This window comes from Duganella sp. Root198D2 (genome assembly GCF_001428585.1).
Classification (GTDB): Bacteria; Pseudomonadota; Gammaproteobacteria; order Burkholderiales; family Burkholderiaceae_D; genus Rugamonas.
Genome location: NZ_LMIC01000048.1, coordinates 233,655 through 248,066, shown reverse-complemented (window position 1 = coordinate 248,066; position 14,412 = coordinate 233,655). Strand labels below are relative to the sequence as shown.

Sequence of the window (14,412 nt, the reverse complement as noted above, 5' to 3'; positions counted from 1 at the left end):
AACACGTCGAAGAATTGCTAAAATCCCGGTTCCAGCCCGGAGTAAATCAGGATTTTTTGCGATATACTTTGCAATATTTCCATAAGGCAATCATTTATTTGACTGCTGATATTCCATAAAAAGGTTGGGCGTGAAAAAGAACTTTCTCCATTTGATCCCTGTGGCCGGCTTGTACCTGGTCCTTGCCGGTTGTGGCGGCGGCGGCTCCACAGAGGGCGGCAATTCGTCCGGCAGTATTGGTCCATCGGCCGGCCAGCCTGCGACGCCGGGCAGCCAGCCTGGCACCCCGCCGGGCGGCCAGCCTGGCACTCCGCCGGGCGACCAGACAGGACCGCTGACCGGCGTCAGCGCCGCGCTGGTGGGGGGCGATGCCCAATACGCCAGCACCGAGGAAGTCATGCAGGCCGCGCTGACACTGATTTCGGGCCAGGCGGCCAAGTACGGTGAAGTCAAGCAGGCCCTCTTCAAACTCAACCCGGACGGCACCCGCAGCAGTTCCAGCGTCGGCCTGATCGACTGGGACCCAAGCCAGGATTCCTCGATCTTTGGCGTGAAGGACAGCTCGCGCAACCACGTCATCCTGCCATCCAACTGGAACTACGGCAGCAAGTCGGGTGGCAGCAATGCGACCCTGGCGGTTGCGGGCTTTACCTTGGATGGCAAGGCGCGCTATTCCGCTTTCGGCGGCAATCCGCTGGGCGTGCCGGGCAATGCAAACATGGACCAGTTCATGCTCAATGTCGTGTCCTGGCTGACTGCGCGTACCGACCTGGCCAACCTGAAAGTCGTTAGCGCCCATCTTCCCGGCACTGAAACCTACTGGTTCCCGCATGAGAAAAAAGTGCGCGACTGGTTCTTTGCCAAGTCTCCCACCGCCACCGTCAATGGCCTGGCGGCCGGCGCAACACAGAAAGACAATGTGTGCGACGGCGCGGCGCTGGCCGGCTGCCTGCAGAACGCTGACCTGCTGGTGATTGGCCGCGAGCAGGGGCCGGGCGCTTACGACGGCGCGGCTGTCATGCAAGCAGTGAGCGATGCCCAGAAGCGCGGCATTCCAGTGCTGTACCTGCACCACTATCGCGACGACGACGACCTGTCGGCCCGCATGCTGAATTACTTTGGCCTCAGCCAGCAAACCAACTACTGGGCGCGCCAGGGCCAGTTGTCGTTCGATCCCGCGGCCTTGCCTGCCGTTTCGCCGCAGCTGTCGAAATTCCAGGCGCTGCTCAATCGCCTGAACAAGAATAGCTTCAGCACTAGCTGGAGCGGATGCACCAAGGACGGCCGCATTGACTGCTCGAAAGACAGCGCTTACATGGCCGAATTCGGCAATCCGGTAAGCGATGTGCAGGAGATGATCCAGAGCCTGGACGACCCCGATGCTCCGCTGTTTGCGCAAGCCGGCTACCAGATGGAGAAGCTGCTGGTCCTGCTGGGCGACAAGTACCGTGCGGCCCTGTCGTACCCGATGACCAGGACGGACAACCGCCAGGACTTTTTCCGCGGCCTGTTCTCCGACATGACGGTGATGAACAACCGCAGCTTCACCAGCGTGGCGAAGAACCTGGGCAACTTCTCGGATATGTTCCCGGCTGCTACCCCGACCATTTCCAGCACTGTCACCACGGGCCTGCCGGCCAGCGGCAGCAAGCAATACATGACGGGCCTGTACGTCATGCCCGGCACCAAAGTGACGCTGACCCGAACCGACGGCGGCGGCAACTCGGTACGTTTCGGTGTGAACATGTTGCGCGACACCACCCGCATCTTCAACACCTATGACCGTCCATCGCAAATCAGCTCGCAACGCTTCGCGCTGAAAGCAAACAAGCCGGTGACGATCACCAGCCCGTACGGCGGCCCGTTGATCCTGTTCATCGATGCACCGAAGGCAGGCGAGCAGTCGGTCAGCGTGAAGGTGGACGGCGTGATCACGCATCCGGTCCTGCGCGACGCCTACGACGCGGTACAAGTGGCGAACTTCCGGGATGCCGTCAATACCACGCCAACCAGTTGGGTCGCCTTTACCACCGACACCCTGACGGTTCAGTCGCAGAAGGACAAGTTCAAGCAGACCATCGCCAACTACCAGGGCAATATGTCGCGACTGGCGGACTACACGTTCAAGTACACCATCAAGGATACCTACGAGCTGGCCGGCTTCAACGCATCGAGCGGCTTCCTTGGCCTGGCGCCAAGCGCCAAGGCCAAGTGCGACAGCCTGGGTTGGGATTGCACCGGCACGCAGCATCGCCGCGACACCATGCAGAACGTGATCGTTGATGCGCATGCGGCGTGCGGCAATGGCTGCTCGGGCAATCCTTACGACCAGGATTGGCCATTCGATCCGCTTGGCTTTGGCGAATCGCACGAGATTGGCCACAATCTCCAGGTTGGCCGAATGAAGATCTACGACGACCGCTCAACCGAGGTGTCGAACAACATCTTCCCGACACATAAGATGATCATGTTCAACCAGACGCCTGCCGGCCAGGCTGCACCGCTCAAGGTGCGCACGAATACCGGTTCCGCCGTATTCGCGTCCATGAAGGCGGCGCTGGCTGCGGCTGATCCATTCAATGCCATGTACACGAGCACCTGGTCCGATGCGAGCTATGCGGCGAACAATTCGGCACGCATCATGTTCTATCGCCAGCTGGTGGAGTACGCGCACTACTACAACAGCAGTTACGTCGACGGCTGGGAGTTGTTCACCCTGCAGTATCTGTTGGACCGCAATATAAGCGCTAACTCGGGCAAATGGGCCAGCGTGGCAGCCAGCTATGGCTTTGGCACCTACACCAGTTACCCATCCGATATGGACGGCAACGACTTCATGCTGATCTCGAGCTCCTTCCTGATTGGCCGCGACATGCGTCCGATGTTCAGGTTGTGGGGTATTACGGTCAGTGCCGCTGCGGAAACCCAGGTGGCGGCCTACAACTTGCCGGCGGCTGCGCAACTGTTCTTCCCGATGAATGACCTGGTCAGCTCGGGAAGCGGGGTCGGACAGCCTGTCACCATGAACGCGGCTGCCAGCTATCCTGCCGGCTATTGAGGTACAGCCGGGGCTTGTTGAAATGGCAAGCCCCGGCAAACCACAGTTCCAGGCTGTTGCTTGTTCCATCTTATGGACGATTGGCCAACTTCTAAGGTAAAATCGCAGGTTGAGGGCGCAAAGGAGCGGTTTTGTTGCGCAATGCAGTGTCCGATTTCAACTGATTAAAGCCCACACCATGAAAAAAATCTTCGCACTCCTCGCGCTGACCGCAGTTGCGCAGGCAGCCGTAGCCGCGGACATCGTCGGCGACGCCAAGAACGCAAAAGGCAAGATCGAGATGTGCATCGGTTGCCACGCAATTCCAGGTTACAAAGCGACTTTCCCCGAAGTTTTCCAGGTGCCGATGATCGGCGGCCAATCTGCCAAATACATTGAAAATGCGCTCAAGGGCTACCAGAAGGGTGAGCGTAAGCACCCGAGCATGAAGGGTATCGCTGTCAGCCTGTCCGACCAGGACATCGCCGACATCGCCGCGTTCTACTCCCAGCAGAAATAAGGCCCTGAACCATGAAAAAACTGATTATTGCTCTGTTCTGCTCCGCAGTCTCGTTCAGCGCCCTGGCTGGCGGCAACATCGAAAATGGCAAGGCCCTGACTGAAAAATACAGCTGCGCCGCCTGCCACGGCAAGGACTACAACTCGCCGATCGACCCGAGCTACCCTAAGCTGGCCGGCCAGCACAAGGACTACCTGCAGCACGCACTGACCGCCTACAAGCGCGGCGACGCACCGAACGGCCGCTCCAACGCAATCATGACCGGCCAGGTCAAGCCGCTGACCAACAAGGACATCCAGGACATCGCCGCCTACCTGCACTCGCTGCCAGGTTCGCTGGTCCTGAAGCGCTGAACCGGCGCTGCCGGAAGAAAAGCCCGCCATGTGCGGGCTTTTTGTATTTTTAACCCATACTTGCCGGTTTTCGTCACACCGGCAAACCGCGCATTCCTGCCGCTGCTAAGCTTTCTCCAACTTATTCGGGGGAGACAATGGCTTACAAGCTCAATATCAATGGCGCCCCGCGCACGGCCGACGTCGAGGGCGATACGCCGCTGCTGTGGGTGTTGCGCGACACGCTGGGGCTGACCGGCACCAAGTACGGTTGCGGCGCCGGTGCTTGCGGCGCTTGTACTGTGCACATCGATGGGCAAGTGGTGCGCAGCTGCGTGATGCCGGTCAGCGCGGTCGGCAAGGGCAAGGTGCGCACCATCGAGGCGCTGTCGCCGGACCGCTCGCACGCTTTGCAGCAGGCCTGGATTGCGGAGCAGGTGCCGCAGTGCGGCTACTGCCAGTCGGGCATGCTGATGGCGGCCGCGGCGCTGCTGAAAACGCATCCCAAGCCGAGCGATACGCAGATCGAGGAAGCCATGACCAACCTGTGCCGCTGCGGCACTTATCCGCGCGTGCGGCGCGCAATCAGGCGAGCGGCAGGCATGCCATTGGAGGAGCCGGCATGAGCAATCGTCGCGATTTCCTGAAGACGCTGGCGGCCGGCGGCTTGCTGGTTGCCGTCGGCCCCGGTGCCGTTGCTGCCGGCGCCGCCGCGCCGCCGCCGGCGACCGCGCCGGTTCCGCCGCCACCGGGGTGGGTGCGCATTGCGCCGGACGGCAGCGTCACCATCCTGTCCAACACCAGCGAGATCGGGCAGGGCACCGGCACCGCCATCGCGCAATTGCTGGCCGATGAAATGGACCTGGACTGGACAACCGTACGCATCGAGATGGCGCCGGTCGAAAAGCAGTTCATCAATCCTGGCTGGGGCGAGTACGCCACCTACGGCAGCGGCGGCGTGGCACGCCAGTTCCCGCAATTGCGCAAGGCCGGCGCCCAGGCGCGCGCCATGCTGCTGGGCGCGGCGGCAGCGGAATGGAAGGTTCCCGCCGCCGAATGCGACAGCCACGCCGGCGCCGTGCTGCACAAGCCCACCGGCCGCAGGCTGCCCTACGCCAAACTGGTGCGGCAGGCGGCAACCCAGCCTGTACCGGCCGATCCGCCATTGATGCCCAGGGAGCGCTGGCGCCATATGGGCAAGGACGTGGCCCGCCTCGACTTGCCGGCCAAGACCGATGGCAGCGCGCTGTACGGCATCGATGTGAAAGTGCCCGGCATGCTGCATGCCGCGATCCTGCAATGCCCGCACTTCGGCGGAAAGCTGGCGGCCGTCGATCCGCAGCCTGCACTGGCCAGGCGCGGCGTGAAAAAGGTGGTGCGCCTGCCCGATGCCGTGGCCGTCGTGGCCGACAGCTATTGGCGCGCGCAGCAAGCGCTCAATGCCCTCAAGCCGGAATGGGATCTTGCCGCTGCCAGCAAGCACTCCAGCGCTCCGTACCGCGCGCTGCTGCACGAGGCGGTGCAGGAAGGGGGCGAGCTGGCGGTGCCGCGCAACGGCAAGGCCGAAGACATCAGCGCCGCCCACCAGGCGGGCGCGGCCAGGGCTATCACCTGGCTGGAGCGCACCTACACCGTCCCGCTGCTGGCGCACGCCACGATGGAACCGATGAACGGCACCGCCAGCGTCAAGGATGGCAAGGCGGAGCTGTGGCTGCCAACGCAGGCGCAGGACACTGCCCGCACCTTTGTATCCAAGGCGCTCGGCATGGCGCCGGAAGCGGTCACCATCCACACCACGCTCAGCGGCGGCGGCTTCGGCCGTCGTATCGAAGCCGATTTCGCAGTGCAGGCAGCCTTGATCGCCAGGGAAGCCGGCGTGCCGGTCAAGCTGCTGTGGAGCCGCGAAGAAGACATGCGCCATGGCTACCATCGCCCGGCAGCGGTGTTGCGCCTGCGCGCGGGGCTGGACGCCGCAGGCGCGGTGACCGCCATGAGTTTGGACAGCGCAAGCGATACCTTGTTCAGCTACTCGCGCTTCGGTGCGGACAAGGAATACAGCAAGCCGTTCGACCGCAGTGCAGTCGGCGTGCTGCTCACCCGCAATTACAGCGTGCCCGGCTTCGTCCACCGGACCCACACCATCGATGCCGGCGTGCCGCTGGGCTACTGGCGGTCAGTGGCGGCATCGCAGAACCTGTTTGCGACCGAGTGCTTCATGGACGAACTGGCGCGACAGGCCGGGCACGACCCGCTCGACTACCGGCGCAGCCTGATGAAGCCCGGCAGCCGCGAACGCGCCGTGCTGGACCGGCTGGAAGCGCGTTCCGGCTGGCGCGGCGCCCTGCCGGCGGGCCATCACCGCGGCATGGCCTTCACCTGGGCCAATGGCACTTATATCGGGCAGGTGGTCGAGCTGTCGGTCGATGCGGCATCGCGCGTCAAGCTGCACCGCGTCACCACGGTGCTCGATTGCGGCATCACGCTCAACCCGCGCAATGTGCGGGGGCAGGTGGAGGGCGGCATCATTTTCGCTTTGACAGCGGCCTTCTACGGCGAGATCACGGTCAGGGATGGCGCGGTGGAGCAGTCGAACTTCACTGATTACAAGCTGTTGTCGCTGGCCGAAACCCCGGCGCTCGACGTCGCCATCGTCGACAGCAGCGAGGCCCCTGGCGGCGTCGGCGAGGAGGCGGTCGGCCCGCTGGCGCCGGCGCTGGCCAATGCCCTGTTCGCAGCGACCGGCAAACGCTTTACCGATTTGCCTTTGCTCAAAGCGGGGCTGCGCCTGCAATGATTGGATAGTTTCTATGTGGCATCCATGGTCTATGCTGAAGCAAACCAAGATGCCTGGAGGAAATTAACATGGAAACTTCGACAATCTACGTCAGCCATGCGCTGCCCCAGCGGGGCTTGTTGCGGCGCGTCGACAAGGCGCTGGGCCGGGTGGGCGGGCTTCCAGCCAGCGTGCGCCAGGCCAGCCAGCATATGGTGGCGCTTGAGCTGCGCGACGATGCCTTTTGCTGGCCGTGCGTATTGCAGGGCGTGGGCAGCCGGGCCGCGCTGGCGGGGCTGGCGCTGCGGCTGGCATCGGCATTTGAGTCGAGCCACGCTATCGTCGCGCCGCACGGCGGGCCGGGTGCCGGCGCGGCGTGGGACGACTTCACGGCCGACGCGACGCTGCCCGAAATGCTGGCGCACCTGGAAACGTGCGCCGGCTCCTGCATCTATCTGCTGCCGGACGGCCACCTGGCTGCGCCGCCCGATGCCCGCCTGGCGCGCGGTTATTGCGTGTTCCGCAAGCCGGCATAAATATTTGCTGCGTTGCGATTTTTGGATAGTTTCCGAGCAGAACTAGTGGTCTATGATGGCCATATCAAGAAATCGCGGAGGTGCCGAAAGATGGTGTACTTGCTTACTGCATTGCTGGCCGGTGTGGCAGTGCTGATGCTGTGCCTGATCGCCCGCCTGGGACGCAAATCGCAAGCCTTGCTGGCGGCCACGCTGCCATGGCTGATCAATGTTGTCCCGGCGCTGCTGGTCGGTTCCGACCACCTTGCGCGTTCGGTGATTTTCGCGGCAGTGGCCAGCCCGCTGGTGTTCGGCCTGATCTGGCATATGCCTATCGTGCGCGTGGACGAGGCTTAAATCCTGCGCTTGACCGCTTCCACGTAGGCGGCGCCGTCCGGCGGTACGCCGCGGCGCTGCGAATTCCAGATCATCTCGCCCAGGCATTCCATGATTTCATGGTGCGCCGCGTGTTCGGTGCCGAGCTTGCGCGCCAGGCCCACGAAAGCTTCGCGGATGCCGCGCGGCTGGTCGATCGACAACTGCTCGGTGATCGACAGGTGCATCGACAGGTGCAGGAAGGGATTGGCCTCGCTGCCATCGACCGAGTAGTCGCGCGCAATGGCGGCTTCCACATCCTTCAGCTGGTCGTGATACTCGGGGTGCGCCATGATCCAGTCGCGGGCGATGAGCTCGATCGGATCCATGATTTCGTTGGCGTTGGCTTTGCGGTAGACGTCGCAGAAGAAGCGGCGTACGTCGTGGGAAGACGGGGTAAACATCCGGCCATTGTACCTTGCAGCGGGACGGTGTACCCTGCAACTCCTTTTTGCTGCTCTTTTGATAATGCCAGACTTCCTGCCGTTTTTGTTCGTCGAACAGGCGCTGTATGAGGGCGCGCCCAAAGTGCCTGCCGCCATCGTATTGCCGGTGAAGGTCGACGGCATCGATTGTTACGCGCAGCTCGACACCGGCGCGCCCGGCGCCGTGATCTGGCACAGCAAAAGCAAGGGCGACACCCCGCGCAAGGAGGTGGCAGTCGAACTGGCCGGGATGCGCCGGCTCGCCAAAGCGGATGCGGCCAGCCTGGCCTTGCTGGAGCAGGGCCGCTGCGCCACCGGCTTGATTGCGACTGTCGGCAACGAGTTTTTTGAGCAGGGCACGCTGGAGCTGGACCTGGCCGGAGCCCGCTATCGCTGGCAACAAGGGGCTGCTTTGCAAGGTGCGCCGGACGCGCAAGCCATGCGCTACGTGCGCTGGGGCGGGCCGGGCGGCCACCCTTTGGTGACGGTGCGCGTGGCCGGCGGTGCGCCGCAGGCGGCGCTGCTCGATACCGGGTCGGCGGCCTTCGGCATCAACGGCCATTCGGCGCAGGCCTGGGCCGGGCTGACCGGCGGCTTGCGGCTGCATGGCGAGCAGCGCTTTTCCGCCAATTCCTGGGGCAGGCAAATGCCTTGTGTGATGGGGACGGTGCCGCGCACGCTGGAAATTGGCGACAGCATCAAGCTGTCCAGCTTCGCCGGGGCCTATTGCGAGGGCCTGGGCTTCAAGCCGGACGAGGCGCTGGCCGGCGTAATCGGCCTGCACCATTTGCTGGGGAAGGTGCTGCTGATCGACTACGTGTCGCAGCGCTGGGCGGTACGGCAGCCGTAAAAAAAGCCGCCCTTGCGGGCAGCTCTTTCATTCCTTGGTCACCAGTTCCGTATCCGGCGGCGTCACCACTGGCTGCTGCGGCTTGTCGCCGCTGCGCTGTCCACGCTGGCCGTGCGGCTGGCGCAGGTAGCGCGAGGAGTGGCGGCGGTCGCCATGCGCGGGCCAGGTCAGGAAGCGCGATAGCTCCTGCAAGGCACGCTGGTAGACTTCGCGCTTGAATTCAATCACCACGTCCAGCGGAACCCAGTAATCGTGCCAGCGCCAGGCGTCGAATTCAGGATGGTCGGTCAAGCGCAGGTTCACGTCATTGTCGCGCGCGCACATGCGCAACAGGAACCAGATCTGCTTCTGGCCACGGTAATGGCCGCGGATTTCCCGCTTGATGAAGTGGTCTGGCACCTCGTAGCGCAACCAGTCGCGCGTGCGGCCGATAATCTTGACGTGCTCCGGACGCAGTCCGATTTCCTCTTCGAGCTCGCGATACATCGCTTGCTCCGGCGTTTCACCATACTTGATCCCGCCTTGCGGGAACTGCCACGAGTGCTCGCGCACCCGTTTGCCCCACCACACCTCGTTATGCGAGTTGAGCAGGATGATGCCGACGTTGGGGCGGAACCCTTCACGATCGAGCATATTGCACCTCAAACTTTCTGTGGCCGAGGCGTCCTCTTATATTTTTGACTACAAATCCAACTGCAATAGCGCTCTTTGTATAAAGTTTGGACGCATCGGGCCAGCTAATCCTTTAAAATTAGGTTGATTATAACTCTCTCTTTTTAAAAAGAATTCACCGATATGCGTGCATCCCGCTTTTTTATTTCAACCCTCAAGGAAGCTCCATCTGACGCGGAAATCGTCAGCCACCAGTTGATGATGCGCGCGGGCATGATCAAACGCCTCGGTTCCGGCATTTATACCTATATGCCAATGGGCCTGAAAGTGATCCGAAAAGTCGAGGCAATCGTTCGTGAAGAAATGAATAATGCCGGCGCTATTGAGCTGCTGATGCCCCTGGTGCAGCCGGCGGAACTGTGGCAGGAAACCGGGCGCTGGGACAAGATGGGCCCGGAGCTGCTGCGCGTAAAAGACCGCCACGGCCGCGACTTTGCCATCCAGCCGACTTCCGAAGAAGTGATTACCGATGTGGTGCGTAGCGAGATTAAATCCTACCGCCAGATTCCGTTGAATTTTTACCACATCCAGACCAAATTCCGCGATGAGCGCCGCCCGCGCTTCGGCCTGATGCGCGGCCGCGAGTTCACCATGAAGGATGCCTATTCCTTCGACCGCGACCTGGAAGGCATGCAAAAGTCGTACAAAATCATGTTCGACGCCTATACCCGCATCTTTACCCGCTTCGGCCTGAAGTTCCGCGCTGTGGCAGCCGATAACGGCGCCATCGGCGGCACCGGTTCGCATGAATTCCACGTGATCGCCTCCACCGGCGAAGACGCGCTGGTGTACTGCCCGACCTCCGACTACGCGGCCAATATGGAAGCGGCGGAAGCGGTGGCCACCGGCGCCCGCGCTGCGGCCGGCGCTGCGCTGGCCAAGACTTCGACCCCGAAGGCTGCCAAGTGCGAAGACGTGGCCAAGCTGCTGGGCATCGACCTGAAGCAGACCGTCAAGACCATCGCCCTGACGTCGGAGAAGGAAGACGGCACCAAGCAGCACTTCATGCTGCTGCTGCGCGGCGACCATGAACTGAACGAAATCAAGGCCAGCAAGGTGCCGGGCCTGGCGCAGAACCGCTTCTCGACCGAAGCGGAAATCCTGGAAGTCTACGGCTGCAAGCCTGGCTACCTGGGCCCGATCGGCACCAAGGGTCCGGTGACCGTGGTGGCTGACCGCACCGTGGCGCTGATGTCGGACTTCGTGACCGGCGCCAATGAAGTGGACTTCCACTTCACCGGCGCCAACTGGGGCCGTGACGTCGCCGAACCTGCCGTCGTGGCCGACCTGCGCAACGTGGTGGAAGGCGACGCTTCGCCGGACGGCAAGGGCGTGCTGGCGATCGAGCGCGGCATCGAAGTGGGCCACGTATTCCAGCTGGGCACCGCTTACTCCGAATCGATGCAGGCCACCTTCCTGGACGAAAACCAGAAGCCGGCCCCGCTGCAGATGGGCTGCTACGGCATCGGCATCACCCGTATCCTGGGCGCCGCCATCGAGCAGAACTTCGACGACAAGGGCATCATCTGGCCGGCCTCCCTGGCGCCGTTCGAACTGGTGCTGTGCCCGATGGGCATGGACCGCTCGGAACTGGTGAAAGCCGAGACCGAGAAGCTGTACAACGCGGCGCTGGAAGCCGGCATCGACGTCATCCTGGATGACCGCGGCCAGCGTCCGGGCGCCATGTTCGCCGACTGGGAACTGATCGGCGTGCCGCACCGCGTGGTGATCGGCGATCGAGGCCTGAAGGAAGGCAACCTGGAATACCAGGGCCGCCGCGATACCGAGGCGACAGCCGTTCCTGTGGCCGACGCCCTGGCCTTCATCAAGGGCAAAATCCAGAAGTGATTGCGATGGCTGTGCGATCGCCAAAGCAGGGACGTGAACGCCGCCGCTGGTGGGCGCGTCCCTTGCGCTGGTGGCATACGCTGGCATTCGCCAGCGGCGTGTTGTGCGCGCCGTTCGGCTTTGCCGGCAACCAGAAAGAGGAAGCGCTGGCCGACGGCGTGCGGGTGGCGCTGTCCAACGCCATCATGGATGCCCGTCCTCCCAAGCCGGTGCTGCTCACCCCCGCCGACCGCGCGCAGTACGACGCCTGGTACGGCGCCATGTCGGACCGCCTGAAGCGCAAGCTGCCGGACGAATTCACGCGCCGCGAATTCCTCGAAACCGCCTGGTACGAGGCGCGCCGCGCCGGGCTGGACCCGGGCATGGTGCTGGGACTGATCCAGGTTGAATCGGCCTACCGCAAATACGCGGTGTCGATTGTCGGCGCGCGCGGCTATATGCAGGTGATGCCGTTCTGGACCAATGTGATCGGCGACCGCGACCGCTCGAAGCTGTTCAATATGCAAACCAACCTGCGCTACGGCTGCTCGATCCTGCGCATGTATATCGACATGGAGCAGGGCAACCTGTATCTCGCCCTGGGCCGCTACAACGGCAGCCGCGGCAAGCCGGAATATCCGAACGCGGTGCTGGCGGCGTGGAATAAATGGAAGCTGTAAGCGCCGTGCGCCGCCTGGCCGCGCTCCTGGCCTTGGCGGCTTGCGCGGCACCGTCGCTGGCGCTGGCATGCAAGAGCGATCCTCCCGGCGAGGAGGATGCCAACACCATCTGCCAGGAACACTATCCGGCCGATGCGCCGCGCTTCGAGGACTATCCGGTCAAGCCATATACCGGCCCGGTAGCGGCCGTGCGCTGGCGGGCGGACCCGCAGGCGCGCATGTACCGTACCATGTTGAAGAACTCGACGCAGGACCAGCGTCCGAATTTTGCCGGCCATTTCATCGTGGCGCACTGGGGCTGCGGCAGCAGTTGCGTGATGAACAAAATCATCGATGCCCGCACTGGCAAGGTATTTCATCCGGCCGGCGTCGAAACCAATGTGGTCATGAATATCGATGGCCCGCTGTTCGATGACGGCGGAATGCTGCGCTATCGCGCCGACAGCCGCCTGTTCATCCTGATCGGCGATCCGGAAGAGGACGAAAAACGGCGCGGCATTTCGTTCTTTGAATGGACCGGCACCCGCATGAAGCTGCTGCGCCGCGTCAAAGTTCCGGCCGCGTGACATTCCGTGCATAGGTGCGGGGGCGATGGCGCTTGCACTTTGCGCCTTCCCAGCATACGCAGGTTCGCATCCATGCAAATCAACAAATTCATAATTTCCCTGGCTTTCCTGGCCTTGGCCGGCAATGCTGCGGCAATGTCCTGTGACCAGCAGCTTGGCAAGGCAAAGGCCGCCGAATTGGTCAAGCAATGCAAGAACGTCTCTCCCGCTACGCGCCCACCGTGCAATGCAGCCAACAGCTGTGAACTGATCACGGATGAAATCAAGCGCGGCTGCAAGATCCTGGGCGATGATGCGCCCGCGTATTGCCCGCCTGCGCCGACTGTACTCGTGAAAGGCAAGCTGGTTGACGGCGGCGGCAATGACGACATGTCGGTGACGATCCTGTCCGAGCAAGGCAAAAAGATCAGGGCTTACTGCGTTGGCCAGTGCGGCGACTGGTTCGTCGAAGCGGCCGGCGGCGAATACCAGGCGCTGAACCCGAAGCTGAAAGGCAAACCTGTCACGGCTACCATCGCCACCGAGCGTAATGCCGGTCGCATTGCCGGGCCGGGCGACGATGAACGCTTCAAGTTCGTCAAGAGCATCGCATTCATCAAATAGATCGCGGCAGCAGCAGCGCGCTGGCGGTGACCATCGTGAACAGCAGGGCGCCCAGCGGCAGCAAGCCGTGATGCAGGAAGGGCGCCACCAGTTGCGTGGCGGCGGCAACGCAGGCAAAGGCGAGGAACATCAGCAGGCCCGCGCCTTTGCCGGCATCATCCCCGGCCGCATGCAGGGCGCCGCCCATGGTGGCGGGACCACGCAATCCAAGACCTGCGCAGAACAGGGCCGCCAGCACGGCCAGTACGACCAGGCCGTGCATGCCGGTCAGGCCTGCCAGCGCCATCCCCATCAAGCCGGCACCGGCCAGGAACTGCAGCAGCGTCCCGCTGCGCACCAGCCATTGCTGGCCAAGCCGTTTCACCAGCCGCACCGCAGCCGTGGCGCCGGCCATGAAGGCCAGCACGCCGCAAATCTGCAGGATGGCGAAAGCTTCGATGCCGAGGCCGAGCGCGTGCGTGACCAGCACCGGTGCGCTGGCGACATACATCAGCAGGGCGCCGAACATCAGGGCGTAGCTCATGGCGTAGCGCAGGTAGAGCCGGTTGCGCAGCAGCGGGGCATAGCCGCGCCGGGTGGGCGCCGCTGCCGGGGAGGCGTGCGGAGCACGGCCGACGATGCGTGCCACCAGCGGCAGCAGCAACAGCGACATGGCGGCGATCAGCCAGAACGTGGTGCGCCAGTCGGCGTACAGCACGATTGCCGCGCCGGCGACCGGCCCCAGTGCGGGAATGGTGGATTCTGCCATGGCAACCATGGCCAGCGCCTTGACTGCGTCGGCCTCGTTGAAGCGCCGGCGTATCAGCGCGGGAACCGCCACGGTGGCCGCACCGGCACCCAGCCCTTGCAGCAAGCGGCCCGCCAGCATCCAGTCGATCCCCGGCGCCAGTGCGCAAACCAGGCTGCCGCCGCCCAGCAGGGCGGTGCCGGCCATGATGGTGCGGCGGTCGCCGCAATGATCGGCCGCCCAGCCCCAGGCCAGCTGCGACAAGGCCAGCGCTGCCATGAACAGCGCCATGGTCGCCTGTGCGGACGGAATCGAAGCCCCAAGTTCCGCCGCCATGACAGGAATCGCCGGCAGGTACAGGTCCGAGGCCAGCAAGCCCAATGCTGTCAGGCTGGCAAGTGGAATGGCGAGGCGGTGCAGTGCTTGCATGGCGGCGCTTCCGGTAGCGGGCAGGGGCGGGAAGGTGTGCTGGTGTGGAGGCACAAAAAATAAAAGCCCCGAGCGCTTGGC

15 protein-coding genes are annotated in these 14,412 nt (G+C 63.3%); 12 read left to right on the top strand and 3 right to left on the bottom strand.

Going from position 1 to position 14,412, the window contains the following annotated elements; all coding sequences use genetic code 11:
* Positions 1–130 precede the first annotated feature (130 nt).
* The 7 genes from ASE26_RS24885 to ASE26_RS24855 all read left to right on the top strand — a co-directional run bounded on the left by ASE26_RS24885 (position 131) and on the right by ASE26_RS24855 (position 7,534).
* Positions 131–3,058 (top strand): ImpA family metalloprotease, encoded by a 2,928-nt coding sequence (locus ASE26_RS24885; protein WP_156397964.1) that lies wholly within the window; start codon positions 131–133, stop codon positions 3,056–3,058.
* Between the two features lie 178 nt (positions 3,059–3,236).
* Positions 3,237–3,557, top strand: a complete 321-nt coding sequence (locus tag ASE26_RS24880) for a cytochrome c (protein ID WP_055929173.1) — start codon at positions 3,237–3,239, stop codon at positions 3,555–3,557.
* Between the two features lie 11 nt (positions 3,558–3,568).
* On the top strand, positions 3,569–3,910 hold the full coding sequence (locus tag ASE26_RS24875; RefSeq protein WP_055929177.1) for a cytochrome c: 342 nt from the start codon (positions 3,569–3,571) through the stop codon (positions 3,908–3,910).
* Between the two features lie 137 nt (positions 3,911–4,047).
* The gene (locus tag ASE26_RS24870; RefSeq protein WP_055929180.1) at positions 4,048–4,515 is read left to right on the top strand and encodes a (2Fe-2S)-binding protein; all 468 of its coding nucleotides are present in this window, start codon (positions 4,048–4,050) and stop codon (positions 4,513–4,515) included.
* On the top strand, positions 4,512–6,683 hold the full coding sequence (locus tag ASE26_RS24865; protein ID WP_057247124.1) for a molybdopterin cofactor-binding domain-containing protein: 2,172 nt from the start codon (positions 4,512–4,514) through the stop codon (positions 6,681–6,683). The genes ASE26_RS24870 and ASE26_RS24865 overlap by 4 nt, the downstream gene beginning before the upstream one ends.
* A gap of 68 nt (positions 6,684–6,751) precedes the next feature.
* Entirely contained in the window at positions 6,752–7,198 is a 447-nt protein-coding gene (locus tag ASE26_RS24860) for a hypothetical protein (protein WP_055929186.1), read from the top strand.
* A gap of 90 nt (positions 7,199–7,288) precedes the next feature.
* Positions 7,289–7,534: a hypothetical protein gene (locus ASE26_RS24855; protein ID WP_055929189.1), complete on the top strand. Its 246-nt coding sequence runs from the start codon at positions 7,289–7,291 to the stop codon at positions 7,532–7,534.
* Here ASE26_RS24855 and ASE26_RS24850 read toward each other — a convergent pair.
* Positions 7,531–7,956 carry a DUF1841 family protein gene (locus ASE26_RS24850; RefSeq protein WP_055929191.1) on the bottom strand — a complete coding sequence of 142 codons (426 nt, stop codon included), beginning with the start codon at positions 7,954–7,956 and terminating at the stop codon, positions 7,531–7,533. The genes ASE26_RS24855 and ASE26_RS24850 overlap by 4 nt on opposite strands.
* A gap of 64 nt (positions 7,957–8,020) precedes the next feature.
* On the opposite strand from ASE26_RS24850, the gene ASE26_RS24845 reads away from it, so the two are divergent.
* Positions 8,021–8,827, top strand: coding sequence for a hypothetical protein (locus ASE26_RS24845; RefSeq protein ID WP_055929194.1), 807 nt, complete (start codon positions 8,021–8,023; stop codon positions 8,825–8,827).
* 27 nt (positions 8,828–8,854) lie between these two features.
* Here the strand turns inward: ASE26_RS24845 and ASE26_RS24840 are convergent, their stop codons facing one another.
* Positions 8,855–9,460, bottom strand: coding sequence for an RNA pyrophosphohydrolase (locus tag ASE26_RS24840; protein WP_055929197.1), 606 nt, complete (start codon positions 9,458–9,460; stop codon positions 8,855–8,857).
* Between the two features lie 162 nt (positions 9,461–9,622).
* On the opposite strand from ASE26_RS24840, the gene ASE26_RS24835 reads away from it, so the two are divergent.
* The 4 genes from ASE26_RS24835 (at position 9,623) to ASE26_RS31280 (ending at position 13,175) form a co-directional block, all read left to right on the top strand.
* Entirely contained in the window at positions 9,623–11,347 is a 1,725-nt protein-coding gene (locus tag ASE26_RS24835; protein WP_057247123.1) for a proline--tRNA ligase, read from the top strand.
* A 5-nt stretch (positions 11,348–11,352) separates the two neighbouring features.
* A complete protein-coding gene (locus ASE26_RS24830) occupies positions 11,353–12,006 on the top strand; it encodes a lytic transglycosylase domain-containing protein (RefSeq protein ID WP_082507255.1) in 654 nt (217 codons plus the stop codon).
* On the top strand, positions 11,994–12,572 hold the full coding sequence (locus ASE26_RS24825) for a hypothetical protein (protein ID WP_057247122.1): 579 nt from the start codon (positions 11,994–11,996) through the stop codon (positions 12,570–12,572). The genes ASE26_RS24830 and ASE26_RS24825 overlap by 13 nt, the downstream gene beginning before the upstream one ends.
* A gap of 72 nt (positions 12,573–12,644) precedes the next feature.
* Positions 12,645–13,175: a hypothetical protein gene (locus tag ASE26_RS31280; protein WP_055929211.1), complete on the top strand. Its 531-nt coding sequence runs from the start codon at positions 12,645–12,647 to the stop codon at positions 13,173–13,175.
* Here ASE26_RS31280 and ASE26_RS24815 read toward each other — a convergent pair.
* Positions 13,168–14,331: an MFS transporter gene (locus tag ASE26_RS24815; RefSeq protein WP_057247121.1), complete on the bottom strand. Its 1,164-nt coding sequence runs from the start codon at positions 14,329–14,331 to the stop codon at positions 13,168–13,170. The genes ASE26_RS31280 and ASE26_RS24815 overlap by 8 nt on opposite strands.
* Between the last annotated feature and the right edge of the window lie 81 nt (positions 14,332–14,412).

Coding starts and splice junctions, on each gene's coding strand:
- ASE26_RS24870 (WP_055929180.1), top strand. CDS start 4,048: ATGGCTTACAAGCTCAATATCAATGGCGCCCCGCGCACGGCCGACGTC.
- ASE26_RS24835 (WP_057247123.1), top strand. CDS start 9,623: ATGCGTGCATCCCGCTTTTTTATTTCAACCCTCAAGGAAGCTCCATCT.
- ASE26_RS24830 (WP_082507255.1), top strand. CDS start 11,353: ATGGCTGTGCGATCGCCAAAGCAGGGACGTGAACGCCGCCGCTGGTGG.
- ASE26_RS24880 (WP_055929173.1), top strand. CDS start 3,237: ATGAAAAAAATCTTCGCACTCCTCGCGCTGACCGCAGTTGCGCAGGCA.
- ASE26_RS24875 (WP_055929177.1), top strand. CDS start 3,569: ATGAAAAAACTGATTATTGCTCTGTTCTGCTCCGCAGTCTCGTTCAGC.
- ASE26_RS24860 (WP_055929186.1), top strand. CDS start 6,752: ATGGAAACTTCGACAATCTACGTCAGCCATGCGCTGCCCCAGCGGGGC.
- ASE26_RS24865 (WP_057247124.1), top strand. CDS start 4,512: ATGAGCAATCGTCGCGATTTCCTGAAGACGCTGGCGGCCGGCGGCTTG.
- ASE26_RS24850 (WP_055929191.1), bottom strand. CDS start 7,956: ATGTTTACCCCGTCTTCCCACGACGTACGCCGCTTCTTCTGCGACGTC.
- ASE26_RS24825 (WP_057247122.1), top strand. CDS start 11,994: ATGGAAGCTGTAAGCGCCGTGCGCCGCCTGGCCGCGCTCCTGGCCTTG.
- ASE26_RS24845 (WP_055929194.1), top strand. CDS start 8,021: ATGCCAGACTTCCTGCCGTTTTTGTTCGTCGAACAGGCGCTGTATGAG.
- ASE26_RS24840 (WP_055929197.1), bottom strand. CDS start 9,460: ATGCTCGATCGTGAAGGGTTCCGCCCCAACGTCGGCATCATCCTGCTC.
- ASE26_RS24855 (WP_055929189.1), top strand. CDS start 7,289: ATGGTGTACTTGCTTACTGCATTGCTGGCCGGTGTGGCAGTGCTGATG.
- ASE26_RS24815 (WP_057247121.1), bottom strand. CDS start 14,331: ATGCAAGCACTGCACCGCCTCGCCATTCCACTTGCCAGCCTGACAGCA.
- ASE26_RS31280 (WP_055929211.1), top strand. CDS start 12,645: ATGCAAATCAACAAATTCATAATTTCCCTGGCTTTCCTGGCCTTGGCC.